Below are 22,851 nucleotides of genomic sequence, written 5' to 3' on the forward strand. Positions count from 1 at the left end.
AACCCGGCAGTTGCCCGCCGGGTTTCGATTTTCGACAAGTCGATATTGTTAGAAATCGCGCTGGAAGCGGAGGATGCCGCCAACGTTGTTCTTCTTGGTGGCGCCGACCCACACCGACGAGTTGTCGATGGCGCCCTGGCCGACGCGCTGCCAGTCGACTTCCGCCGTGACCGTAAAGCCGGGAACGACAGTGTAGGCGACGTTCGCCGCGAGACCGATGTCCTTCCAGTCGTCATACGAAGCCTGGACGTTGAACGAGGTCTTCTCGTTGAACTTGTAGGTGCCGCCGCCCCACAGAGCCCAGCTGCCGCCCCATGGCTTATAGAAGCCGCGCCCAAAAGCGTTGATGCCACCGCCGACAGGGTAGGTCTTGTCCAGGTTGCTGGTAGAGCCGTAGCCGACCATGGCGAACAGCGAGAAGGCGTCGTTGACGTTCACATCGAGGCGAACCTTGCCGGAGACCGACTCGTAGTTGCTGTCATAAGCGACGACGCCGGTGATGGCGCCCCACCCTTGAGTCCATTTCAAGCCGCCGACGACATGCGGAACGTAGCTGTCGATCGTGTCGAAGCCCGAGCCTTCTTCCAACGAAGCCACGGCCGAGAGGCCATTGCCGGCGTCGAAATAATACTGGATCACGTTGGTCTGGAAACCGCCATAGGGGACGATCGTGTCGTTGATGACGTTGCCGGCATAGCCGATGAACGTATCGAAGGCCGATTCGTCGGCACCGACGCGCAAGCCACCCAGCTGGATATAGGCGAACTCAAGAGCGAAAGGCGTTTTGTTGTTTGCGGTCCAGCCGGTCGTTCCGCTTTTACCGTTGACCTCCGTCCCTCCGGCCAGGAACGGGCTGCCATAGTCGCCGTAGTTGTTGCCGAAGTTGAAGCGGGTTTCGGTAAACGTCTTCAACGTGCCGAGCTCGGTTTCCTGACCAGTCCAGGTCTTCAGCGTGAAGCGCGTATTCTTGGAGTAGGTCGAGTGGTCGCTGTCGTTCATGTGATCCGGGACGTGATTGGCGCCGTCGAAGGAACCAGCATCGCCCACGCCGATGTCTTCGCGCACATAGCCGCCGATGCGCAGGCAGGTCTCGGTGCCCGGGATGTAGAAGTAGCCGGCGCCGTAGACGTCGCAGATCTTGACGTATTCGGCCGGTTCCGGCTCGGCGACGGTCACGGCGTCGGCGGCGCGAGCACCGGAAACTGCGAGCAGAGCCGCAGCTGAGCCGAGAAGAAGGCTCTTGATGTTCATTTTCTGACCTCCAGTCAGAATCGAACGCAAGCGATGCGGGCTCTCGACCAAATTTATAGGCAATGCCTTGTTATTGCGCTCTTTTTCGCCCTCCGGCACCCAAGCGAAGGGCGTCTGCCGGTGATTGCGTGTCCGGTTTCCGGTCCGCGCTGGTGCTCCAGGAAGGCGCCTTTGCCTGGCCCAAAAAGGCCGCACAAGTCACGATTCGCCACGTTTGGCCTGATGCGATGCCTATGCTCCACCGCTTTCCGGAGCTGCCGGCCAAATGATTTTTCGGCGATTATGGCGCCGGCTTGTTGATTGTGCCCACGCTTTTCTTTATCCAGCGGCGCGACGGAGAGGTGGCCGAGTGGTCGAAGGCGCTCCCCTGCTAAGGGAGTAGAGGTCAAAAGCTTCTCGTGGGTTCGAATCCCATCCTCTCCGCCATCTTCCCCCGCACTGTGCGCTACAAACCTGTCCTTGCGCGACGATTCTGCGGCAACAACCGGACAGGGCGACTCGCCAGGCCGCCGCAATTCGGCCGGCCGGTCGCCGGATTCGCCCGGATTCAGCCGTCACCAGGCGTCGATGGTTAATGAGAGCTTTCTGAGTGAGGCCAAATCGTGTCATTTGTGCAACAACCCGGGGCGATAGCGCCCGGACAGCCCTTTTGCCGACACGATCCTTGTTGAACGCCGCCGCCTCATGGGTAATGTCAGCTTCGAAGGAGCGGCGCGGTGCGCATCTTTTTCGGTAGTGGGGATGGGGCAGGGAACGCTGTCCTTCAGCAAAGAATACCCAGACCCGTTTTTTAACTTTTGACTGGAGGTCAGAAAATGAACATCAAGAGCCTTCTTCTCGGCTCAGCTGCGGCTCTGCTCGCAGTTTCCGGTGCTCGCGCCGCCGACGCTGTGACCGTCGCCGAGCCGGAACCGGCCGAATACGTCAAGATCTGCGACGTCTACGGCGCCGGCTACTTCTACATCCCCGGCACCGAGACCTGCCTGCGCATCGGCGGCTATGTCCGTTATGACATCGGCGCTGGTGAAGTCGGTTCGTTCGACGCTGCGCGCGCTACCGATGTCAAGGACGGGTCCGAGCAGGGTACGTGGCAGAAGAATGCCCGCTTCACCTTGAAGACCTGGACCGGCCAGGAAACCGAGCTTGGCACGTTGAAGACCTACACCGAGACTCGTATCAACTTCGGCAACACCAAGACGAGCGGTGTTTATAGCTACAATCCGTACACCGGCGCCTTTAATGCCGGCGCGGCCAACAAGGGTATCTCGCTGAATTTCGCTTGGATCCAGCTCGGCGGTCTTCGCGTCGGTAAGGACGAATCGGCCTTCGATACATTCATCGGCTACGCTGGCAACGTCATCCAGGATACGCTAGTCCCGTACGGTGGCTTCGACACCAACGTCGTTCAGTACTACTTCGACGCTGGTAACGGCTTCTCGGCGGTGGTCTCGCTGGAAGAAGGTTACGGCAAGTATACGATCGACAGCTATGTTCCGCATATCGTCGGCGGTTTGAAGTGGACGCAGGGCTGGGGCGCCATCACCGGTGTCGTCGCTTACGATAGCAACTACGAGGAAGTGGCCGGCAAAGTTCGCTTGGACGTTAATGTCAACGACGCCCTGTCGCTGTTCATCATGGCCGGCTACGGCTCCGACGGCAACTACAAGGATGCCAGCTATGCTCTCCCGGCTGGCGATCGCGGCATGTACAAGCTGTGGGGCGGCAACTGGGCTGTGTGGGGTGGCGGCACCTACAAGTTCAACGAGAAGACGTCGTTCAACGTTCAGGCGTCTTATGACGACTCGAAGGACTTTGGCCTCGCTGCCAACGTTGCCTATACGGTTGTTCCGGGCCTCACCGTCACTGCCGAAGTTGACTGGGCTCATACCGATCATTCCCTCTATGGCAACTGGACCGGCATCGACGCCGGCAAGAAGAACGCCGTCGGCGGTATCCTCCGCTTCCAGCGCGACTTCTAAGGGCTGGTTCGATATAATTGAAATCCGGCCCGGGCGCTTCCATGCCCGGGCCGTTTTTGTTTCGCGATTGGGTCAATGCTAACGAAAGGATGGGGGTGAAACGGTAAGCTGATGATCCCGTAGGATGGTTTCGTGGGGTCTGCCTCTCGGTGGATGAAATCACGGCTACGTGATCAAAACTCTTGAAAGGACATCTCCGAAGGGTTAGGGCTGGGCCTTTAACCACGGGGGTGTGGCTAAAAATGTCGAACGAAGCGGTTCAAGAGGCCAAAGCCTCCGGTCACTTTGCGGTATTTTCTTCTCAGAATTCGAAGTTCAACTACACGTTTAACAAGATCAGAGAAGTAAAGTCGTATCGAATCGGTGAACTTTTCGCAGCTTATCGAGATATACTCTGGGATGATGGGCGGCATAAATACAATGTCAGCTCTTTCATCGGTGAAATAGACGAGATCCTCCTCGGAGAACGTTTTAGCACCTTTGACCAGAACACCCTGGACAATCTTATCGGTACATTGCGCCAGCGCGGCAACAGCAACGCAACCATCAACCGCAAGATGGCTGCCCTCAGCAAATTGCTGCGCAAGGCACACAAGATGGGAGATATCCACAGCCTGCCCGAGTTCCGCCGCCAGAAGGAGCGGGCGGGACGGATTCGTTTCCTCGAAAGGGACGAAGAGGCGAGGCTGTTCGCCGCCATCAAGAGCCGCAGCGAAGACGCTTACCGACTCTCGGTCTTCCTGGTCGATACCGGCTGCCGCCTCGGCGAGGCGCTCGGCCTGATCTGGAACGACATCCAGGAGCATCGCGTCTCCTTCTGGATCACCAAATCCGGCCGCAGCCGCACCATTCCGATGACCGAACGGGTCAAGGAAGTGATCAAGCTGCCGCCGACCACCGAAGGACGACGGCCGAAAGGCCCGTTCGCCATGCTGAACCAGCCGCAATATCGCGCGATCTGGAACGAGGCGAAGGCGGAAGTCGGTCTCGGCGCCGACGAGCAGGTGGTGCCGCACATTTTGCGCCACACCTGCGCCTCGCGACTCGTCCAGGGCGGCATCGACATCCGCCGCGTGCAGATGTGGCTGGGTCATCAGACGCTGTCGATGACCATGCGTTACGCGCATCTCGCCACCAATGACCTCGACGGCTGTGTCACCGTTCTCGAAAAACCGCGTGGCGAGCAATCCTCGCGTACCGCGGAATCTTCGATGTTCGCCTCGCCTCTCACCACGCTGTCGCCGGCCCAGGCTTCGCAAAAGCAAGGTGGACCCGAACCTGCCAAGGCGCCCCGCAAGCGCTCGAAGGGCAAATAGCGGTTCGCCGGGACTGCCAGAAAGGTCTCGAATCTATATTTCAGCGAGAAGCCTGAGGCTAATTTTGTCTCAGGCGTTACTTTTGTTCGACTTGTCGTCGGCTCGATCGAGGAATTCCGCGATTCGTCGCGGCAGGTCGCCGGTCTCCAGGAAGGGGGCATGGCCCTGGCCTTCGACCGTGATTGTCTCCATGCCTGGATGACGCCTGCGCATCTCTTCAAGCGTCGCAACGGACAGAAGCTTCGAATTGCCGCCACGAATCGTAAGCAGCGGCACGGCAGCCAATGCGTCGAATTGCGGCCACAGGTCGGGCAGCGGCTTGGAGAAATCGACGCCGGCCAGCGTGTCGACCAGCGCCGGATCGAAATCCGCCACCCATCCGGATTCCGTCTCACGGCAGATGGCGCCCACCATACGCGCCCAGTCGGCGTCGCCAAGCGCCGGAAAGTCGGCGCCGTGCACCCGCCGCTGCGCATCCACCGCCTCGGCGAAGCTCTTCGGCTTCGGCGCGCGATCGAGATAGGCACGGATACGGGCAAGACCTTCGGTTTCGATCACCGGGCCGATGTCGTTGAGGATGATAGCCTTCAGCACGGCCGGCTTCAGCGCGCCGAGCACGTGGATGATGAGCCCGCCGCGCGAAGTGCCGATGAAGGCGGCATGGTCGATGCCGAGCGCCGACAGCCCGGCCAGCACGTCGCTGGCTTCGACGCCGACATTGTAATGGCCGATATCGGGATCGTGATCGGACTGCCCGCGCCCGCGATAGTCGAAGGCCACGACCTTGCACGGGTTCCGCGCCTCGCTCGAGAGGTGGAGCGCAAGCTCGTGGAAGTCGCGGCTGTTGCGGGTCAGGCCGGGCAGGCAGACGACCGGAAGACCGACATTCGCCTCGCCATAGATCCTGGCGTGGAGCTTCAACCCGTCAGGTGACGCATAGAAGAAGTCGGAGAAACCTTCGCTCATTGTCGGGATGCCGCTCCTCACCGGGTAGAGCGACAGCTACAGGCGAGGGGAGGGATCGTCAAATGGGCGCCGCGCGTAAATCTCGAATGCCCGGCGCTCTACGACGCCCCCCTCTGTCCTGCCGGACATCTCCCCCACGAGGGGGGAGATTGGCAGTTTCGCGCGCGGCGGATCCCATTCAACTTTGGAGATTGGCGAAAGCGGAGCCGACAGCTGATGTCTCCCCAAGTGGGGGAGATGTCCGGCAGGACAGAGGGCGCGCGCGCAGGAACTCGACCTTGGCCGCCTCGCGGACAGCGCCCTCAGCTCCGCCCGTTCACCAGATCTCCCACGATGTCGTACTTGCCGGAAATACGCATCTTGTAGACCTCGTAATTCTCCATCACGCGCTGCACGTAACTTCTTGTTTCCGTGTAGGGGATCCGTTCGATCCAGTCGACCACCTCGTCGACGTCCTTGCCGCGTGGGTCGCCGTATTTGGCCAGCCATTGGGCGGCGCGGTTGGGGCCGGCATTGTAGCCGGCGAAGGTCAGCACATAGGAGCCGCCGAAGCGGTCGAGCTGCTCGCCGAGGAAGGCCGAACCCAGCGTCGCGTTGTAGCCGGCATCGCTGGTAAGCCGCGCCTGCGAAAAACTCATGCCGGCCTTCTTCGCCAATTGCCTGGCGGTGCCCGGCATCAATTGCAGTAGGCCGCGCGCGCCGGCGCTGGAAACCGCGCCGACATTGAACTCGCTTTCCTGGCGCGCAATGGCATAGGCGAGCGCCTTGCCGGAGCCGGAAATATTGGCCGAATCTGGAATGACGCCCAGCGGATGCGACAGCGCGCCGACATCGATGCCGCGCTGGGCGGCGATCTTGCCGACCTTGAGCGCCATGAAATGATTGCCCTGCTTTTCCGCCAGCACCGCAAGCAGCGCGAGTTCGCCTGGGCTGGTCAATTGTCCGGCAAGGTCGCGATAAAGCGTCTCGGCATAGCGATCGTAGCCGGCCTCCTGCAGCCGCTTGATCGCGCTCACCGCCTCGCGGCCGTCAAAGCTCTGGCGGTCGGCGGTGCTCGGCTTCGGGTAGGCTATGTTGAGCGTCCTTAAGCCGACACGTTCGCCGGCGAGCTGGCCGTAGAAGGTCGTGCCGTATCCGGCTGCGCGGGTGAAATAATCCTTGGCGTTGCCTGGACCGCCGACTTCCACCGCGCGGCCGAGCCAGTAATAGGCGCGCGACAGCGACACGGGTCCCTGAGCGAATTCGGTGATCCGCGTGAAGTGGCTGGCTGCGGTCGCGGGATCGTTCAGGCCGCGCAGCGCATACCAGCCGGCATGGAATTCGGCCTCGGCGGCGTTCAGCGGGCTTTCGGCGGCATGCATGGATACGATCTTGTAGGCGGTCTTCATGTCGCCCTGGTCGACCAGTTCGCGCGACAAGACGCGGCGCTCGACCCACCATGCATCGGGGTCGACCAGCGAATCGCGGTCGGTCGGCGCCTTCATGACGATCGCGGCGGCATCGGCGAATTTCTGCTGCTTGCGCAGATATTCGGCCTCGGCGAAGAAATAGCCGGCCGAACGCAGCGCCGCCGGCACCGCATTCAACAGCTTGGCGGCGTTCTTGTCGCCCTTGTCGGCCGCCGCCCAGGCATCCGCCAGGGGCTGCGCGCCCGCCAGGCCTGCGACGCGGAGCGCCGAGGCGGGCCGGTCGGCATAGAACATGCGCTCCATGCGATAGCGATGGTCGGCCGCCGGGATCAGCGTGCCGAATTCCTTGATGACGGTCGCCTCGTCCTTTGCCTCCAGCTTTTCCGTTCGCCAAAATGGTATCAGCACCGCACGCGCCGCGGCCGGGTTGCCAAGCGCCACTTGCGAGCGGGCAAGGATGATCACGCCTTCCGGCGTCAGCGGCTGGCTGCGGCCGAAGGCCTGCACCACCACTTGCGGCGGCGGGTTCTCGCGATAAAGCGCGCGCTCGCTGTTCTTGCGCAGCGCGATCGTGCCCGGCCATCCAGGCAGCATTTTCGCGGCATCGGCAATCTCGCCGCTCGGCACCTGGTCGCCGCCGTAAAGCGCGATCGCCCAGGCCAGAATGTGCCGGTCGAGCGAGGTGGCGGGCAGCGTGTCGCGGGGCGCGCGTGGGGGCGGGCCGCGTGGCGCGCGCGTTGCGCGCGCCGACGATATTGTTGGCGGCAAGCGCGTCGAGTCCGCTTTTCAGTTGCGCAATGTCTGAGGCCGGAGCGACAGGGCCGGGCGCCTGGGGCGGATCCGGCGCAGGGATCGAGGCTGTCGCGCGCGCATCGACACTGCCGCCGATCGCCACGGTCGGCGCCAGCGCGACGATCGCGCTCAAAAGCGCGAAGAGATGGGGCCGCGTCGTCGGCATATTACAATCCTAGCACATCGTCAGCAGGCGCGGGCGCTCAAAACCCGATGCAAAGCCTAAAGGTAGGTCGTGAAGGGCTCGTAAACAAAAGGTTATCGAGGCCGTTCGAATTGCGCTTGCTGGTCCTATGGCGATGCTTGCCGCTAAACCATGTCGAGACTATGGTGCGCGACCTCGCTTTCGGTTAGAAGGCGCGCAAACAAAACCGATCACTAAAAACCGATACGTTCCTGATAGTTCCCAAGGAGTTTGGACGATATGCTGAGAGGCTCGCTCACCGCGCTCGTTACACCGTTCGAAAAGAGCGGGCGCTTCGACGAGAAAGCCTTTCGCTCATTTGTCGAATGGCAGCTTGCCGAGGGCACGACGGGTCTCGTACCGGTCGGCACCACGGGTGAATCGCCGACGCTCTCGCATGAAGAGCACCGCCATGTCGTGAAGGTCACCATCGAGGTGGCCAAGGGCAGGGTTCCGGTCGTGGCTGGCGCCGGCTCCAACAACACCGAGGAAGCGGTCGGGCTGGTGAAGTATGCCGAACAGGCCGGCGCCGACGCTGCCCTTGTCGTCACGCCTTACTATAACAAGCCGACACAGCGCGGCCTTTATGAGCATTTCGCGGCCGTCGCCCGGGCGACCAAGCTGCCGATCATCATCTACAACATCCCGCCGCGCTCGGTCATCGACATGATGCCCGACACGATGGGCAGGCTCGCCCACGACTTCAAGAACATCGTTGGCGTCAAGGACGCGACAGGCAAGGTCGAGCGCGTGTCGGAACAGCGCGCTACTTGCGGCAAGGACTTCATCCAGCTCTCGGGCGAGGATGCCTCCGCGCTCGGCTTCAACGCCCATGGCGGCGTCGGCTGCATCTCGGTGACGTCGAATGTCGCGCCGCGGCTCTGTGCCGAATTCCAGGAGGCCACGCTGTCCGGCGACAGCGCCAAGGCGCTTGAGCTGCAGGACCGTCTGTTGCCGCTGCACAAGGCGATCTTCATCGAGCCCGGCCTGTGCGGCGCGAAATATGCGCTGTCGAAGCTCGGCAAGGTCGAAAATGTGGTGCGCTCGCCGCTGGTGACGATCGAGGCCTCGACGGCCGAGAAGATCGACCAGGCGATGAAGCACGCCGGCTTGATTAATTGACGAGCCCGTCTGGAAACTCTACTCCCGCGACCATCTGACTGCGTCATCTGCGCTTCCGGTGCTCACGTACCTATATGTACGCTCCGCTCCGGTTCTCGATGGCACCGTCATCTGACTCGCAGGAGCGAGTTTCGAAACGGACTCTAGGCGCTATGAATCAAGTCAAGAAAGCCGACCCCAACAACAGGACGGTCGCCGAAAATCGCAAGGCGCGCTTTTCCTACGAGGTGCTCGACACGATCGAGACCGGCTTGGTGCTGACCGGCACCGAGGTCAAGTCGCTGCGCCAGGGCCAGGCCAACATCCAGGAGAGCTACGCCTCCGCCGAGGGCGGCGAGATCTGGCTGATCAATTCCTATCTGCCGGAATATCTGCAGGCCAACCGCTTCAATCACGAGCCGCGCCGCCGCCGCAAATTGCTGGTTTCGAAGCGCGAAATGGCAAAGCTCTCGCAAAGCATCGAGCGCGAAGGCATGACGCTGGTCCCGCTGAAAATCTATTTCAACGATCGCGGCCGCGCCAAGCTTCTGCTGGCGATCGCGCGCGGCAAGAAGCTGCACGACAAGCGCGAGACGGAAAAGCAGCGCGACTGGTCGCGCGAGAAGGGGCGGCTGCTCAAGGAGCGCGGCTAGCCTTTCATCTTTGCCTGCACAAACCGGCCTGAAAAAAGCCACTGCCGCGTTCTCTTGGTTCGAACCGAACAGCGTTTCCGACGGGGGTGGTCTTGGGAAAGCGGATTGTTTTCTGGGGCTTTGCCGGCATCCTTGTCGCCAGCGCCGTCGCGGCGGGTGCCTTCTTCTGGTTCCGTGGTTTTTCGCCGGATCGCGCCGAGTTCCCGATCCGCGGCATCGATGTCTCCCATCACCAGGGCAAGATCGACTGGCCACGCGTCGCCGTCGACGATGTCGCCTTCGCCATCATCAAGGCGACGGAAGGCGGCACCCATGTCGACACCCTGTTCGCCACCAATCTGCGCGAGGCGCGCGCCGCCGGGCTGGCGGTCGGCGCCTATCATTTCTTCACCTTCTGCAGGCCCGGCGCCGACCAGGCGAAGAATTTCATTTCGGTGGTGCCGCGCGACGGGCCGCTTTTACCCCCGGTTGTCGACATCGAGTTCGGCGGCAATTGCCCGCAACGGCCGTCGCCCGAGCAGTTGAACACCGAACTCGCCGCGTTCCTCGGCCCCGTCGAAACGGCCTTCGGAAAGCAGGCGATCTTCTATCTGACCGACGAGGCGGCCGACACCTATTCCGCCAGCATCATCGTCCGCCAGCGCTGGCTGCGCTCGCTGGCGATCCGGCCAGCCGAGAACGACTGGGTCTATTGGCAGTATCACAATATGGGCCGCGTCGACGGCATCGAAGGCGATGTCGATCTCAACGTGCTGAAAGGCAACCGCCAGACGCTGGCGGAGCTATTTGCGCCGCTGCCTGACTCTAATTCTTCAGGAACGCCGCTACCTCCTTGAACACGCTGACGAACATCTCTTCCGTCAGCACGCCCGTGTTGGTGTTGTAGCGCGAGCAGTGGTAGCTGGAAAACAGCGTGATGTCGCCGGCTTGCTGCCGGCCGCCATGGCGGAACGGCATGGCGGCGACGCGTTCGCCCAGCGCCCGCACCGTCGACTGATGCGCGATCGAGCCGAGCGTGAGGATGGCGCGCAAATTGGGGAAGCGCGCGATGGTCGGCTTCAGGAAGGTCCGGCAGGTCGAGATCTCGGCGCCGACCGGCTTGTTCTCCGGCGGCACGCAGCGCACCGCATTGGTGATCGCCGTGCCGACAAGCTGAAGCCCGTCATCGGGCCGCGCCTTGAATTCGCCGCGCGCCAATCCCTGCGCGATCATCGTGCCGTAGAGCAGGTCGCCGGCATAGTCGCCGGTGAACGGGCGCCCGGTCCGGTTGGCGCCGCGCAGACCGGGCGCCAGGCCGACAACAAGCAGCCGGACAGACGCCTCGCCTTCCGGCGGCAGGAAGGTCGGCACCGGCGCGTTGAACCAACTCGGCTCGCGCTGGCGCCAGCCGGCGATGAAATCATGCAGCCGCGGGCATAGCGGGCAGTCGCGCCCAGGTTCGGCAGAGGAACCAGGTTGGGGGGAGGGCGCGGCGGTCAAGGCCGCCGCCTCTCAATAGTCGTCCTCGTCGACCTCGGCCGGTTCCGGCCTACGCACCGGCCGCTCCGACGGATCGCGGCCGACCTCGCTCTTCAGCGTCATCAGGTCGATGAAATGGTCGGCCTGGCGGCGCAGATCGTCGGAGATCATCGGCGGCTGCGAGGCCATGGTCGAGATGATCGAAACCTTGCGGCCGCGCCGCTGCAGCGCTTCCACCAGGGTACGGAAATCGCCGTCGCCCGAGAAGATAACATAATGGTCGACGACATCGGCGAGCTCCAGGGCATCGACGGTGAGCTCGATGTCCATATTGCCCTTGATCTTGCGGCGTCCGGTCGAGTCGGTGAACTCCTTGGCGGGCTTGGTCACCACCTTGAAGCCGTTATAGTCCAGCCAGTCGATCAGCGGCCGGATCGAGGAATACTCCTGATCCTCGACCAGCGCGGTGTAGTAGTAGGCCCTGAGCAGATAACCGCGCTTCTGGAAGCTCGACAGAAGCTTGCGGTAGTCGATATCGAAGCCGAGCGCCCGCGAGGTGGCGTAGAGGTTGGCGCCGTCGATGAAAAGAGCGATCTTTTCACGGGGATCGAACATTGAAAATTGTCCTTTCGAAAATGTCTGTCGTCTAAAAGCGTTTGACGAATAGGTCCCACAAATGGGCCTTTTGTGCCGTCTTGTCCGAGATAACGCGAGATTCACGGATATCCAAGGGCGCGGCGGCCAACGCAAGCAATTGTGATCGCCGCTATGTGAGGCGCTTCATGGCGTGGCGCGCGATATTGAGCCTGGCAAGCTCCGCCGGGCGGGGCCGGCGCCATAAAGCTTGTATTTCGGCGGCGTCCGCGTTATGGAGCGCGCCAGCTTTCCATCAAATCCATCGCATGAAAGGGGCAGTCCATGGCCCGCGTAACCGTTGAAGATTGCATCGACAAGGTCGACAACCGTTTTGAGCTCGTGCTGCTAGCCGGCCACCGCGCCCGCCAGATCAGCCAGGGCGCGCAGATCACCGTGCCGCGCGACAATGACAAGAATCCGGTCATTGCGCTGCGCGAGATCGCCGACGAGACGCTGTCGCCCGACGACCTCAAGGAAGACCTGATCCACTCGCTGCAGAAGCATGTCGAGGTCGATGAGCCGGAAGCCGAGGGCGAGGCGATCGCGGACCAGACCGGTGCCGCCGTGGCAACCGCCGATGCGGACGATGCCGAGGAGAACATCGCTTTCGACCGCATGACCGAGGAAGACCTGCTCGCCGGCATCGAAGGCCTGGTACCGCCGGAAAAGAGCGACGACTACTAAGCTTGCCGGAACCTGCCTGGATCAAGCATCCGGCACTTCCGTATCTGACGTTTCGTGGCTATCTATGAGATGCGTCGCACCTTGGTGCGGCGCATCAATCATTTCAGCTGTGCGAGATCCCGCCCATGATGCGTCAGTATGAGCTTGTCGAGCGCGTCCAGCGCTACAAGCCTGACGTCAATGAGGCGCTGCTCAACAAGGCGTATGTCTACGCCATGCAGAAGCATGGCCACCAGAAGCGCGCTTCAGGCGATCCCTATTTCTCGCATCCGCTCGAAGTCGCTGCCATCCTCACCGACATGCATATGGACGAGGCGACCATCGCGGTTGCGCTGCTGCATGACACGATCGAAGACACCAGCGCCACCAGGGCCGAGATCGACGAGCTGTTTGGCCCCGAAATGGGCAAGCTGGTCGAAGGCCTGACCAAGCTGAAGAAGCTCGACCTCGTCTCGAAAAAGGCCGAGCAGGCGGAGAACCTGCGCAAGCTTCTGCTTGCGATCTCCGAGGATATCCGCGTTCTTCTGGTTAAACTCGCCGACCGCCTGCACAATATGCGCACGCTCGACCATATGCCCGAGTCCAAGCGCCTGCGCATCGCTGAGGAGACGATGGACATCTATGCGCCGCTCGCCGGGCGCATGGGCATGCAGGGCATGCGCGAGGAGCTGGAAGAGATCGCCTTCCGCTATATCAACCCGGAAGCCTACCGCGCCGTCACCGCCAGGCTTGCCGAGATTTTCGAGCGCAACAAGGATGTGCTCTCCGAGATCGAGAAGGCGCTGTCGGCCCTGTTCGAGAAGCACGCCATCAAGGCCAGCGTGAAAAGCCGGCAGAAGAAGCCATGGTCGGTGTTCCGCAAGATGGAGACCAAGGCGCTTTCCTTCGAGCAGCTTTCCGACATCTTCGGCTTCCGCGTCGTCGTCGACAATGTCGATGATTGCTACCGCGCGCTCGGCGCCATCCACACCACATGGTCGATGGTGCCCGGCCGCTTCAAGGATTACATCTCGACGCCGAAGCAGAACGACTATCGGTCCATCCACACCACCATCGTCGGCCCGTCGCGCCAGCGTGTCGAATTGCAGATCCGCACCAAGGAGATGAACAAGATAGCGGAATACGGCGTCGCCGCGCATTCGATCTACAAGGACACCGGCGGCAAGGCCAACGGCGCCGGCCACGCGATCTCGAAGGAGACCAACGCCTATTCCTGGCTGCGGCGCACCATCGAGCAACTGGCCGAGGGCGACAATCCGGAGGATTTCCTTGAAAACACCAAGCTGGAGCTGTTCCAGGACCAGGTGTTCTGCTTCACGCCCAAGGGCATGCTGATCGCGCTGCCGCGCGGCGCTACCCCGATCGACTTCGCCTATGCCGTCCACACCGACGTCGGCGACACCTGCGTCGGCGCCAAGGTCAATGGCCGCATCATGCCGCTGATGACCGAATTGAAGAATGGCGACGAGGTCGAGATCATCCGCTCCAAGGCGCAGGTGCCGCCCGCGGCCTGGGAATCGGTTGTCGTCACGGGCAAGGCGCGCGCCGCCATACGCCGCGCCACCAAGAACGCCATCCGTAAGCAATATTCCGGCCTCGGCGCCCGCATCCTCGAGCGGGCTTTCGAGCGCGCCGGCAAGACCTACACCAAGGAAAGCCTGAAGCCGGTGCTGCATCGGCTGGCCCGCAAGGATATCGAGGATGTGCTGACCTCCGTCGGCCGCGGCGAGCTCGCCTCCAGCGATGTCATGAAGGCGGTCTTCCCCGACTATAAGGACGAGCGCGTCACCGTCACGGCGCCCAAGCAGCGCGAGGAAGGCTGGTCGAAGATCCGCAATGCTGCCGGCATGATCTTCCAGATGCCCGGCACCCGTGCCGCCAAGAAGGGCAAGGACCAGCCGCGCGACGGCGCGGTGCCGATCCGCGGCGTGCGCGGCGACCTGCCGGTGCGCTTCGCGCCCGAAGGCGCCGTGCCCGGCGACCGCATCGTCGGCATCGTCCAGCCGGGAACCGGCATCACCATCTACCCCATCCAGTCGCCGGCGCTGCAGGCCTTCGACGATCAGCCCGAGCGCTGGATCGATGTGCGCTGGGATATCGACGAGCGTACCAAGGAGCGGTTTCCGGCGCGCATCTCGGTCACCGCCATCAATGCGCCGGGTTCCTTGGCCGACATCGCCCAGGTCGTCGCCGCCAATGACGCCAACATCCACACGCTGTCGATGGTGCGCACGGCGCCGGATTTCACCGAGATGCTGATCGATCTCGAAGTCTGGGATCTGAAGCATCTCAACCGGCTGCTGTCGCAGCTCAAGGACAATTCGAGCGTCAGCGATGCGCGGCGCGTCAACGGCTGACAAAGTAATAGACCATGACCCCGAAAAGTGGGAACCGGTTTTCGGTAAAGGCCATGGTCAAAAAGAATGGGGAATGAAATGAACACCGACGAAGTGCTGGGCATTTTCCGCGAGGCCGGCGCCGTGCTCGAAGGGCATTTCATCCTGACGTCCGGGCTGCGCAGCCCGATCTTTTTGCAGAAGGCGCGCGTGTTCATGCATGCCGACAAGACCGAGCGCCTGTGCAAGGCCTTGGCCGAAAAGATCCGCCAAGCCGTGTCCGGCCGCATCGACTATGTCGTCGGCCCAGCGATCGGCGGCCTGATACCGGCCTACGAGACCTCGCGCCATCTTGGCGCGCCGGCGATCTGGGTCGAGCGGGAAGGGGGTGAATTCCGGCTGCGCCGCTTCGAGATCGCCCGAGGATCGCGCGTCGTCATCGTCGAGGACATCGTCACCACGGGCCTGTCGATCCGCGAGACCATCGACTGCCTGCGCGAGATCGGCGCCGAGGTGGTGGCCGCCGCCTGCATAATCGACCGGTCCGCCGGCAAGACCGATGTCGGTGTGCCGCTGATCGCGCTCGCCGAATATGAGGTGCCGGCCTATCCGGCCGACCGCCTGCCGCCGGAACTCGCCGCGATTCCCGCCGTTAAGCCCGGCAGCCGCAACATTTAGGGATCAAAAGATGATCGCCGGCATCGATCATTTCGTGCTGACGGTCCGCTCGCTCGAAGCAAGCTTCGACTTCTACGCCCGCGTGCTGGGTATGCGGCGCCTCGACGAGCCGAACCGGCCGACGGCGCTTCTGTTCGGCAACCAGAAGATCAACCTGCACGAGGTCCACCGCACCTTCGAGCCGAAGGCGAAGTCGCCGACACCCGGCTCAGGCGATTTCTGTCTCGTTGCCGCGGTGCCGCTTACCGAAATCCGGGCCAGCCTCCAGGCAAATGGCGTGGCAATCGAGGTCGGCCCGGTGGAACGCATTGGTGCGAGGGGCAGGATGATGTCGGTCTATTTCCGCGATCCCGACGACAATCTCGTCGAGGTCAGCGAATATCTGACATAGCGCAGCCGGGCTAATCGAACTCGAGCCGCATCGCACACCGCCGCTCTGACGGCATGCCGTGCGAGGCTTCCTCGCCGAGCAGCGTCGCCAGCCGGTGGTCTATCTTATCGGCATTCAGGATACGGAATCCGGCCTTGCGGTAGAAAGGCGCATTCCATTCGACATCGCGGAAGGTGGTCAGTGTGACTGCCGCAAAGCCGAGCGATCTGCCCCTCTCAATCCCCTTCTCCAGCAGCGCGCGGCCGATGCCGCGGCCTTGCCAATCGAGATGGACGTCGAGCTCCCAGATATGCAGCGCGTCGCCCTCTGCTGCCGCGCTCAGGAAGCCGATAGGGCGGTCGCGATCGTCCACCGCCACAAAGCATGCGCCTTGTGCGATCAGCGCCCGGTGCCGCTCGGAGCCGACATTCTCGCCGTCGGCGAGCCAAGCCAGCTCGGGTATGGCGCGGAAGGCAAGGCCCGCCGACTGCTCGATGCCGGGCAATGCATCGGCATCCTCTGATCTTGCCAGTCGAATGGTAATCATAAGTCTCGCTTGTCGGCCTTTTCCTCAGTTTCGCCCCAATAGCGATATTGTTACCGCCTGCGGCAGACCATCGCGGCGGCCTTTCGTTGTCGCATGGCCGGGGTGTCGCTATATCAAAGTGGTTGTTGCCTTTCTGCGCCCTCGAAGCGCAAGATAAGTATTCGTGGCCCGCCCCAGGTGGCAGGCCGGCGGGTGTTGGACCGGGAACTGGAACAGAGTGCTTTTTCGACGCCGAGAGCCTGATGGCCTCATTGAGCGGGTGCGTACTTATCTTTGGCCGCGCCGCTCGTTCTCGCGTTCCGTTCAGTATTTCTCCAAACGCATCCTGCGGCTGAAGGCGACGCCGCATTCCGTCGCCGCCGGCGTTGCGGCGGGCGTCTTTGCCTCCTTCTTCCCGCTCGGCGTCCATTTCGTCGTTGCCGCGGTGCTTTGCTGGGTAATCGCCGGCAATCTGGTCGCGGCAGCACTTGGTGCAGTGTTTGTGGGCAATCCGCTGACCTCCCCGCTGCTGTGGGGCGCGTCCTGGGAGACCGGCAAGCTGCTGTTGCATGAACGCCTGCCCAAGCATGGGCCACCCGAGCATCTCGGCGAGATGATGCACAAGCTCTCCTTTGCCAAGCTGTGGCACCCGGTTCTGGAGCCGATGCTGATCGGCGCCGTCCCACTCGGTCTTGTCTTCGGGCTTGTCTGCTACGCCATCACCCGCTGGGGCATGACGGTGTTTCGCAAGCAGCGCATCAAGCGCATGGCCGAACGCGCCGAGAAGAAGGCCAGGCAGGGCGGCCGGGAAGTGCCGGCGCAATGATCATCGGCATCGGCAGCGACCTGATCGACATAAGACGCATAGAAAAATCGCTGGAGCGGCATGGCCAACGTTTCGTCCAGCGAATCTATACCGAGGTCGAGCAGGCGAAGTCCGAGAAGCGCGCGGCCCGCGCCGCGTCCTACGCCAAGCGCTTTGCCGCCAAAGAGGCCTGCGCCAAGGCGCTGGGCACCGGCATGGCCGAGGGCGTGTTCTGGCGCGATATGGGCGTGATCAACCTGCCCAGCGGCGCGCCGACCATGGCGCTGACGGGCGGCGCCGCCGCCAGGCTCGAAAAGATACTCCCCAAGGGCCACCGCGCCCTGATCCATCTCACCATCACCGATGATTTTCCGCTTGCTCAAGCCTTTGTGATCATCGAGGCGGTGCCCGTCGAACAAGCGCCACATTGATTCCATCTGACCACCCACGCATGACGTTGCCCAGCGCGCGCCGAGACTCTATACCAACCAACGCACAATCGAGGACGACATGAGCGTGGCTGAAAAATCGCAGAAGAAATCCGGCGGGCTTGGCGAGACGCTATCCGTCATCATCCAGGCGCTGCTGCTCGCGCTCGTCATCCGCACGCTGCTCTTCCAGCCATTCTCCATTCCGTCCGGCTCGATGCGGCCGACGCTGCTCGAAGGCGATTATCTCTTCGTCACCAAATGGGCCTACGGCTACTCGCGCTATTCGCTGCCGTTCGGACCCGACCTGTTCTCGGGCCGGATCTGGGGCTCGGAGCCTAAGCGCGGCGACGTCGTGGTGTTCAAGTTCCCGCCGGATCCGTCGATCGACTACATCAAGCGCGTCGTCGGCCTGCCCGGCGACAAGATCCAGATGAAGAACGGTCAGCTCTTCATCAACGGCGTCGGCGTGCCGCGCGTGAAGGTCGGTCAGATCGACAATCCCGATGTCACCGAGGAAAACCGGCCGGTCGATGTCTACCGCGAGACGCTGCCCAACGGTGTCAGCTACGACACGCTCGACCTGTCGCCGGACTCGATTGCCGACAACACGCGTGAGTTCGACGTTCCGCCCGACCATTATTTCATGATGGGCGACAACCGCGACAACTCCTCCGACAGCCGCCTCAGCGTCGGCTACGTGCCGGCGGAGAACCTTGTCGGCCGCGCCAACATCATCTTCTTCTCGATCGCCGGCAAGGCAAGCCCGCTCGAGGTCTGGAAGTGGCCGTCGCTGATGCGCGTCGGGCGCCTGTTCAATTTCGTCCACTAGGTGATGGCCAACAAGCGCCTGACCGCCGATGCCCTTGCCGAAGCGCTTGTAGAGCGCACCGGCCACGTCTTCGCCGATCGCCAGCGCCTGCAGCGCGCGCTGACCCATGCCAGCGCGCGCTCGACCCATGCCGGCGTCGACTACGAGCGCTTCGAGTTCCTGGGCGACCGCGTCCTGGGTCTCGTGGTGGCCGACATGCTGCTCGCCGCCTTTCCCGATGCTGCGGAGGGCGAACTGTCGCTGCGCCTCAACGCGCTGGTCAATGCCGAGGCGCTGTCCGGAATAGCCGAGGAAATCGGCCTGCCGGACCTTGTCCGCGCCGGCTCCGACGTACGCAACCTCGAGGGCCGCAAACGCACCAATCTGCGTGCCGACGCGCTGGAATCGCTGATAGCCGTGCTTTATCTCGACGGCGGGCTGGAGGCAGCTCGGACCTTCATCCATCGCTACTGGCAGCCGCGCTCGCAGGCGATCGGTGCCGCACGCCGCGACGCCAAGACCGAATTGCAGGAATGGGCGCACCAGGCCGCGGCCGGTGCCGTTCCCGCCTACCGGGTCGATGGCCGCGAAGGACCGGACCATGATCCGCTGTTCACCGTCAGCGTCGAGGTCGGCGTTTTCGCGCCGGCCACCGGCAGGGGCCGTTCAAAGCGCGAGGCCGAGCAGGCGGCTGCGGCTGCCCTTTTGCTGCGCGAAGGCGTATGGAACGCGGCATGACCGAAATCGAATCTATCGAAACGCCTCAAACGCACTCCGGCTTCGTCGCGCTGATCGGCGCGCCCAATGCCGGCAAGTCGACGCTGGTCAACCAGCTTGTCGGCGCAAAGGTGTCGATCGTCACCCACAAGGTGCAGACCACCCGCGCCATCGTGCGCGGCATCGCCACGCATGAGAATGCGCAGATCGTCTTCGTCGACACGCCCGGCATCTTCAAGCCGAAACGCCGGCTGGACACCGCCATGGTGACCACCGCATGGGGCGGCGCCAAGGATGCCGATGTGGTGGTGCTGCTGATCGATGCCGAGCGCGGCATCAGGGGCGATGCCGACGCCATCCTCGATCGGCTGAAAGATGTGCGCCAGCCTATGCTGCTCGTCCTCAACAAGGTCGACCGCGTCAAGCCGGAGACGCTCCTGGCGCTCGCCGCGACGGCGAACGAGAGAGTGCCGTTCAAGCGCACCTTCATGGTCTCGGCGCTGACCGGCTCCGGCTGCAAGGATCTGCTCGACTATCTCGCCGAGACGCTGCCCGCCGGTCCCTGGTACTATCCCGAAGACCAGATTTCCGACCTGCCGATGCGCCAGCTCGCGGCCGAGATCACCCGCGAAAAACTGTACCTTAGGCTGCATCAGGAGCTTCCCTATTCTTCGCATATCGAGACCGAGAAATGGGAAGAGAAGAAGGACGGCTCGGTGCGCATCGAGCAGGTCATCTATGTCGAGCGCGACAGCCAGAAGAAGATCGTGCTCGGCCACAAGGGCGAGACGATCCGGGCCATCGGCCAGGCCGCGCGCACCGAGATCGCCGACATCCTCGAGCAGAAGGTGCATCTTTTCCTGTTCGTGAAGGTGCGCGAGAACTGGGGCGACGACCCCGAGCGCTATCGCGAAATGGGGCTGGAATTTCCCCACTAGCTAGCGTGGCCAGGACGTCGATGTGGTGCGGCTGCGGTTGGACGCTGTGGAAGCGCTGATCCCAATGTTGGAAACGATGCCGATCAGCCCGAGTCCGCAAGGCAATGCCGCGTGATCGACTAATGCATGTCGCACTGCCGGCTCCTCCCCACCTTCGCGCCAATTCGCTATGTCAAATAGCATTATTACTATGGCGCATAGCATATAGTTGCTATCTGTCATAGTCTTTTTCTTGACGGCAGGCGCTCTCGCGGCGAACGGTAACGCATGGAAAAGATTGAGAGTCGGGAAGAATCCGCAGCCGACAGCGGTGCCCTCGACACATTGGTCGATTGCAATCTGCGCCGCGGCTCGGTCGTCATGCTCAACGATTTCGAGGTCGAGTTCTCCGAGGTACCGCTACTCCCGACTGGAGCGGCTAGGTAGGCTGAGATTGCGATTCAACAGTTGCGGCGCCCTTGACTTCGGGCGCCGCAATCATTGTCGGATGAGGGCGCTTACACCGCACCGGCAATGACGGGCCGCGCCTTCGGCCGGCGTACGAAGCTTTCGGTGCCGTAATAGGCGACGATCGCGACCGCGATGACTGCCCAGATGGCGACGGCGATCCATTGCTGCTGCACATAGTCGGCATCGACAAACACCTTGCCGAGGAAGCGCACGCTGTTCTGGTGCGTGACATGCATCAGGATGGCGAGCAGCACGCTGCCGGTGTTCTGGTAGAGCCAGGTGAAGACGATAGCGGCCAACACCACATTGATCGTGCCGTAGAGCGAAAGGTCGCCGACCAGGCCGAGCGGGAAGTGCCAGATGGCCCAGATCACGCCGAGGATCAGGCTGGCGGCGAGCGCCGAATGGCCGGCCAGCAGGCGAGGCGTGGCAAAGCCGCGCCAGCCGGGTTCCTCGCCCAGCGGGCCGCTGAAGACGGCGTAGAGCGCGACGATCGGCAGGATTTCGGAGAAGGCCGGGATATCGCCCCAGGCCGGCGGCGCCGAGCCGAAGACCGGATTGATCAGGATCGAGGCGAGCTGCGCCCCGAACGGCAGGCCAAGGGCGACGAGATACCAGATCGGCCGAACGCGCCATTTCACCATCGAGGCGAGGATCGCCTTGACCGCGCTCCAGCCCCCGGCAAGTGCCGCGACGATGAGGCCTGCAACCGCCGGCCCGAAGGTGAACCAGGGAATGCTCTCGCCGTTGGACAAGTAAAAGGGAATGAACGCCAGCCAGGTCAGGCCAAGCGCCAGCGAAAAGAAGGCAGTCAGCCGGTGCTTCCACACCAGGTTCAGGAAGGAAGTCATGTCGGATCTCTCGTCGGGTCATGATTGCGAAAGGTCGCCCGCCCGTGAGGTCGACGCTTCGGGAAAGGCCAGCCGAACCGTTCGGCGGTCTGCGCCGGCCACCCGGTCAACGCGTCTGTATTTGGCGCCTGCCTGGTCCGGAAATCCCGAACGCTTTCTGAGAAAATTCCGATATTTGGCGTGGCAGCAGTCTTACGGTATGCGCCAAGCCTTATCTTGATTTCGCCGCGCAACAGGTGAAAAGCTCCGCCAATGGAATGGCGCGACGAGGGAATCGTTCTCGGCACCCGCAAGCATGGCGAAACCAGCGCCATCCTCGAGGTGATGACGCGCGCGCATGGTCGCCATCTCGGCCTGGTGCGCGGCGGCCGTTCGCGCAAACAGCAGCCGGTGCTGCAACCGGGCAACCGCGTCGACCTTTTATGGCGCGCGCGGCTCGACGAACATCTTGGAACCTTCCAGGCCGAGGCGATCGAGATGAACGCCGCCCGCCTGATGGACACCGCGGTCGCGGTCTACGGCCTGCAGACCATGGCCGCGCATCTGAGGCTCCTACCCGAGCGCGACGCGCATGGCGGCCTCTATGAGGCGCTGGCCGTGATGATCTCGCATCTCGATGATGCCGATGCGGCGGGCGAGCTGGTGGCGCGCTTCGAGCTGCTGATCCTCGACGAGCTCGGTTTCGGCCTCGATCTCAGCGAATGCGCGGCCACCGGCACAAGGCAGGACCTCGCCTATGTCTCGCCGAAATCGGGCCGCGCCGTCTCGCGCGGCGCGGGAGAGCCCTGGCGCGACAAGATGCTCAAGCTGCCCACCTTCCTGCAGCGCGGCGCCGGCTTGCGCGCCGACGCGGCAGCCCTTGAAGACGCCTTCAAGCTGACCGGCTTTTTCTTCTTCCGCCATGTCTACGAGCCGCGCGGCCTCGAGCCGCCCGACGCCCGCGCCGGCTTCCTGGCTGCGCTTCGCCGGCATCATGCAACGGTGAAGGCAATCGCCGGCGTCTAATCCGCGCCCCGCCGCTGCTCCAGGAAATCGTCGAGGATGGCGCGCTGGCCTTGCAGGATCTTGAGGCCGGCTTCGGGCAGCGTGAACCAGCCGGCTTTATCCACTTCGGGAAATTCTCTCATGATTCCCGATTTCGGCGGCCATTCCATGGTGAACATGTTGCTCTTGATCGCGCCGGCATCGAGATCGGCCTCGACGCTCCACGCGATCACGATCTTGCCGCCAGCTTGCCTGTAGCTGCCGACGGGCCGGAAATCACCGTTGATGCGAACGCCCAGTTCCTCCTCCGCCTCGCGCCGGCCGGCTTCAAATTCGTCCTCGCCGTCTTCGATGAGGCCTTTCGGGATCGACCATGCGCCTTCGTCCTTGCGCGCCCAGAACGGGCCGCCCGGATGGACCAGCAGGAATTCGAAGACGCCGGCGGTGCGCCGGTAGATCAGCAGGCCCGCGCTTCGTTGCGGCATTGGTAGTCCTCTTGGCAAGTCCCGCAAGCGTTCGAGCATAGCA

At 62.8% G+C, this 22,851-nt stretch carries 22 protein-coding genes, 1 tRNA gene and 1 pseudogene; 16 read left to right on the plus strand and 8 right to left on the minus strand.

The features are described 5' to 3' along the window. Positions 1–48: 48 nt before the first annotated feature. A complete protein-coding gene (locus FJ988_RS28095; RefSeq protein WP_140822172.1) occupies positions 49–1,251 on the minus strand; it encodes a porin in 1,203 nt (400 codons plus the stop codon). A 335-nt stretch (positions 1,252–1,586) separates the two neighbouring features. Between FJ988_RS28095 and FJ988_RS28100 the strand changes: the two genes are divergently transcribed. The 3 genes from FJ988_RS28100 (at position 1,587) to FJ988_RS28110 (ending at position 4,546) form a co-directional block, all read left to right on the plus strand. Continuing rightward, positions 1,587–1,677 (plus strand) — tRNA-Ser (locus FJ988_RS28100). Positions 1,678–2,066: 389 nt separating this feature from the next. Continuing rightward, on the plus strand, positions 2,067–3,230 hold the full coding sequence (locus FJ988_RS28105) for a porin (RefSeq protein WP_140822174.1): 1,164 nt from the start codon (positions 2,067–2,069) through the stop codon (positions 3,228–3,230). Positions 3,231–3,472: 242 nt separating this feature from the next. After that, positions 3,473–4,546, plus strand: a complete 1,074-nt coding sequence (locus FJ988_RS28110; RefSeq protein WP_140822176.1) for a site-specific integrase — start codon at positions 3,473–3,475, stop codon at positions 4,544–4,546. A 69-nt stretch (positions 4,547–4,615) separates the two neighbouring features. On the opposite strand, the gene FJ988_RS28115 is transcribed toward FJ988_RS28110, so the two are convergent. Next, positions 4,616–5,512, minus strand: coding sequence for an alpha/beta fold hydrolase (locus FJ988_RS28115; RefSeq protein WP_140822178.1), 897 nt, complete (start codon positions 5,510–5,512; stop codon positions 4,616–4,618). A gap of 302 nt (positions 5,513–5,814) precedes the next feature. After that, a pseudogene (locus FJ988_RS28125) lies at positions 5,815–7,879 on the minus strand (lytic transglycosylase domain-containing protein). A 258-nt stretch (positions 7,880–8,137) separates the two neighbouring features. Between FJ988_RS28125 and dapA the strand changes: the two are divergent. The 3 genes from dapA to FJ988_RS28140 all read left to right on the plus strand — a co-directional run bounded on the left by dapA (position 8,138) and on the right by FJ988_RS28140 (position 10,487). Beyond that, positions 8,138–9,019: a 4-hydroxy-tetrahydrodipicolinate synthase gene (gene dapA, locus FJ988_RS28130; protein WP_140822180.1), complete on the plus strand. Its 882-nt coding sequence runs from the start codon at positions 8,138–8,140 to the stop codon at positions 9,017–9,019. Between the two features lie 152 nt (positions 9,020–9,171). Further along, positions 9,172–9,651: an SsrA-binding protein SmpB gene (gene smpB / locus FJ988_RS28135; RefSeq protein ID WP_140822182.1), complete on the plus strand. Its 480-nt coding sequence runs from the start codon at positions 9,172–9,174 to the stop codon at positions 9,649–9,651. 86 nt (positions 9,652–9,737) lie between these two features. Beyond that, positions 9,738–10,487, plus strand: a complete 750-nt coding sequence (locus FJ988_RS28140; RefSeq protein ID WP_407067757.1) for a GH25 family lysozyme — start codon at positions 9,738–9,740, stop codon at positions 10,485–10,487. Here FJ988_RS28140 and FJ988_RS28145 read toward each other — a convergent pair. Next, positions 10,456–11,130, minus strand: coding sequence for a uracil-DNA glycosylase (locus FJ988_RS28145; protein WP_140822186.1), 675 nt, complete (start codon positions 11,128–11,130; stop codon positions 10,456–10,458). The two genes, FJ988_RS28140 and FJ988_RS28145, sit on opposite strands and share 32 nt — an antisense overlap. Positions 11,131–11,142: 12 nt before the next feature. Continuing rightward, complete coding sequence (locus tag FJ988_RS28150) at positions 11,143–11,724, minus strand: NYN domain-containing protein (protein WP_040984251.1); 582 nt, start codon at positions 11,722–11,724, stop codon at positions 11,143–11,145. 303 nt (positions 11,725–12,027) lie between these two features. Between FJ988_RS28150 and rpoZ the strand changes: the two genes are divergently transcribed. From rpoZ to FJ988_RS28170, 4 genes are all read left to right on the plus strand, one after another. Further along, a complete protein-coding gene (gene rpoZ, locus FJ988_RS28155; protein ID WP_140822188.1) occupies positions 12,028–12,429 on the plus strand; it encodes a DNA-directed RNA polymerase subunit omega in 402 nt (133 codons plus the stop codon). 125 nt (positions 12,430–12,554) lie between these two features. Then, a complete protein-coding gene (locus FJ988_RS28160; protein ID WP_140822190.1) occupies positions 12,555–14,786 on the plus strand; it encodes a bifunctional (p)ppGpp synthetase/guanosine-3',5'-bis(diphosphate) 3'-pyrophosphohydrolase in 2,232 nt (743 codons plus the stop codon). Between the two features lie 78 nt (positions 14,787–14,864). Beyond that, entirely contained in the window at positions 14,865–15,443 is a 579-nt protein-coding gene (gene pyrE / locus FJ988_RS28165; RefSeq protein ID WP_140822192.1) for an orotate phosphoribosyltransferase, read from the plus strand. Positions 15,444–15,453: 10 nt separating this feature from the next. Next, positions 15,454–15,834: a VOC family protein gene (locus tag FJ988_RS28170; RefSeq protein WP_140822195.1), complete on the plus strand. Its 381-nt coding sequence runs from the start codon at positions 15,454–15,456 to the stop codon at positions 15,832–15,834. A 10-nt stretch (positions 15,835–15,844) separates the two neighbouring features. Here FJ988_RS28170 and FJ988_RS28175 read toward each other — a convergent pair whose 3' ends face one another. Then, positions 15,845–16,318, minus strand: a complete 474-nt coding sequence (locus FJ988_RS28175) for a GNAT family N-acetyltransferase (RefSeq protein ID WP_210242788.1) — start codon at positions 16,316–16,318, stop codon at positions 15,845–15,847. Between the two features lie 259 nt (positions 16,319–16,577). Between FJ988_RS28175 and FJ988_RS28180 the strand changes: the two genes are divergently transcribed. From FJ988_RS28180 to era, 5 genes are all read left to right on the plus strand, one after another. After that, positions 16,578–17,165 carry a DUF2062 domain-containing protein gene (locus FJ988_RS28180; protein ID WP_140822199.1) on the plus strand — a complete coding sequence of 196 codons (588 nt, stop codon included), beginning with the start codon at positions 16,578–16,580 and terminating at the stop codon, positions 17,163–17,165. After that, on the plus strand, positions 17,162–17,575 hold the full coding sequence (gene acpS / locus FJ988_RS28185; protein ID WP_140822201.1) for a holo-ACP synthase: 414 nt from the start codon (positions 17,162–17,164) through the stop codon (positions 17,573–17,575). Before FJ988_RS28180 ends, acpS begins: the two co-directional genes overlap by 4 nt. A gap of 79 nt (positions 17,576–17,654) precedes the next feature. Then, a complete protein-coding gene (gene lepB / locus FJ988_RS28190) occupies positions 17,655–18,404 on the plus strand; it encodes a signal peptidase I (protein ID WP_140822203.1) in 750 nt (249 codons plus the stop codon). A 3-nt stretch (positions 18,405–18,407) separates the two neighbouring features. Beyond that, on the plus strand, positions 18,408–19,121 hold the full coding sequence (gene rnc / locus FJ988_RS28195; RefSeq protein ID WP_181183701.1) for a ribonuclease III: 714 nt from the start codon (positions 18,408–18,410) through the stop codon (positions 19,119–19,121). After that, the gene (gene era / locus FJ988_RS28200; RefSeq protein ID WP_140822207.1) at positions 19,106–20,038 is read left to right on the plus strand and encodes a GTPase Era; all 933 of its coding nucleotides are present in this window, start codon (positions 19,106–19,108) and stop codon (positions 20,036–20,038) included. The genes rnc and era overlap by 16 nt, the downstream gene beginning before the upstream one ends. 497 nt (positions 20,039–20,535) lie before the next feature. On the opposite strand, the gene FJ988_RS28205 is transcribed toward era, so the two are convergent. Further along, positions 20,536–21,339: a CPBP family intramembrane glutamic endopeptidase gene (locus FJ988_RS28205; protein ID WP_140822209.1), complete on the minus strand. Its 804-nt coding sequence runs from the start codon at positions 21,337–21,339 to the stop codon at positions 20,536–20,538. Between the two features lie 252 nt (positions 21,340–21,591). Between FJ988_RS28205 and recO the strand changes: the two genes are divergently transcribed. Then, complete coding sequence (recO, locus tag FJ988_RS28210) at positions 21,592–22,344, plus strand: DNA repair protein RecO (protein ID WP_140822211.1); 753 nt, start codon at positions 21,592–21,594, stop codon at positions 22,342–22,344. Here recO and FJ988_RS28215 read toward each other — a convergent pair. Next, positions 22,341–22,808 (minus strand): NUDIX domain-containing protein, encoded by a 468-nt coding sequence (locus FJ988_RS28215; RefSeq protein ID WP_140822320.1) that lies wholly within the window; start codon positions 22,806–22,808, stop codon positions 22,341–22,343. The two genes, recO and FJ988_RS28215, sit on opposite strands and share 4 nt — an antisense overlap. Positions 22,809–22,851: the final 43 nt, after the last annotated feature.

The organism is Mesorhizobium sp. CU3 (genome assembly GCF_006442965.1).
GTDB lineage: Bacteria > Pseudomonadota > Alphaproteobacteria > Rhizobiales > Rhizobiaceae > Mesorhizobium.

Excerpts from the sequence above, each read along its gene's own strand:
- FJ988_RS28095 (WP_140822172.1), bottom strand. The coding sequence starts at position 1,251 with ATGAACATCAAGAGCCTTCTTCTCGGCTCAGCTGCGGCTCTGCTCGCA.
- FJ988_RS28105 (WP_140822174.1), top strand. The coding sequence starts at position 2,067 with ATGAACATCAAGAGCCTTCTTCTCGGCTCAGCTGCGGCTCTGCTCGCA.
- FJ988_RS28110 (WP_140822176.1), top strand. The coding sequence starts at position 3,473 with ATGTCGAACGAAGCGGTTCAAGAGGCCAAAGCCTCCGGTCACTTTGCG.
- FJ988_RS28115 (WP_140822178.1), bottom strand. The coding sequence starts at position 5,512 with ATGAGCGAAGGTTTCTCCGACTTCTTCTATGCGTCACCTGACGGGTTG.
- dapA (WP_140822180.1), top strand. The coding sequence starts at position 8,138 with ATGCTGAGAGGCTCGCTCACCGCGCTCGTTACACCGTTCGAAAAGAGC.
- smpB (WP_140822182.1), top strand. The coding sequence starts at position 9,172 with ATGAATCAAGTCAAGAAAGCCGACCCCAACAACAGGACGGTCGCCGAA.
- FJ988_RS28150 (WP_040984251.1), bottom strand. The coding sequence starts at position 11,724 with ATGTTCGATCCCCGTGAAAAGATCGCTCTTTTCATCGACGGCGCCAAC.
- rpoZ (WP_140822188.1), top strand. The coding sequence starts at position 12,028 with ATGGCCCGCGTAACCGTTGAAGATTGCATCGACAAGGTCGACAACCGT.
- FJ988_RS28160 (WP_140822190.1), top strand. The coding sequence starts at position 12,555 with ATGATGCGTCAGTATGAGCTTGTCGAGCGCGTCCAGCGCTACAAGCCT.
- pyrE (WP_140822192.1), top strand. The coding sequence starts at position 14,865 with ATGAACACCGACGAAGTGCTGGGCATTTTCCGCGAGGCCGGCGCCGTG.
- FJ988_RS28170 (WP_140822195.1), top strand. The coding sequence starts at position 15,454 with ATGATCGCCGGCATCGATCATTTCGTGCTGACGGTCCGCTCGCTCGAA.
- acpS (WP_140822201.1), top strand. The coding sequence starts at position 17,162 with ATGATCATCGGCATCGGCAGCGACCTGATCGACATAAGACGCATAGAA.
- lepB (WP_140822203.1), top strand. The coding sequence starts at position 17,655 with ATGAGCGTGGCTGAAAAATCGCAGAAGAAATCCGGCGGGCTTGGCGAG.
- rnc (WP_181183701.1), top strand. The coding sequence starts at position 18,408 with ATGGCCAACAAGCGCCTGACCGCCGATGCCCTTGCCGAAGCGCTTGTA.
- era (WP_140822207.1), top strand. The coding sequence starts at position 19,106 with ATGGAACGCGGCATGACCGAAATCGAATCTATCGAAACGCCTCAAACG.
- FJ988_RS28205 (WP_140822209.1), bottom strand. The coding sequence starts at position 21,339 with ATGACTTCCTTCCTGAACCTGGTGTGGAAGCACCGGCTGACTGCCTTC.
- recO (WP_140822211.1), top strand. The coding sequence starts at position 21,592 with ATGGAATGGCGCGACGAGGGAATCGTTCTCGGCACCCGCAAGCATGGC.
- FJ988_RS28215 (WP_140822320.1), bottom strand. The coding sequence starts at position 22,808 with ATGCCGCAACGAAGCGCGGGCCTGCTGATCTACCGGCGCACCGCCGGC.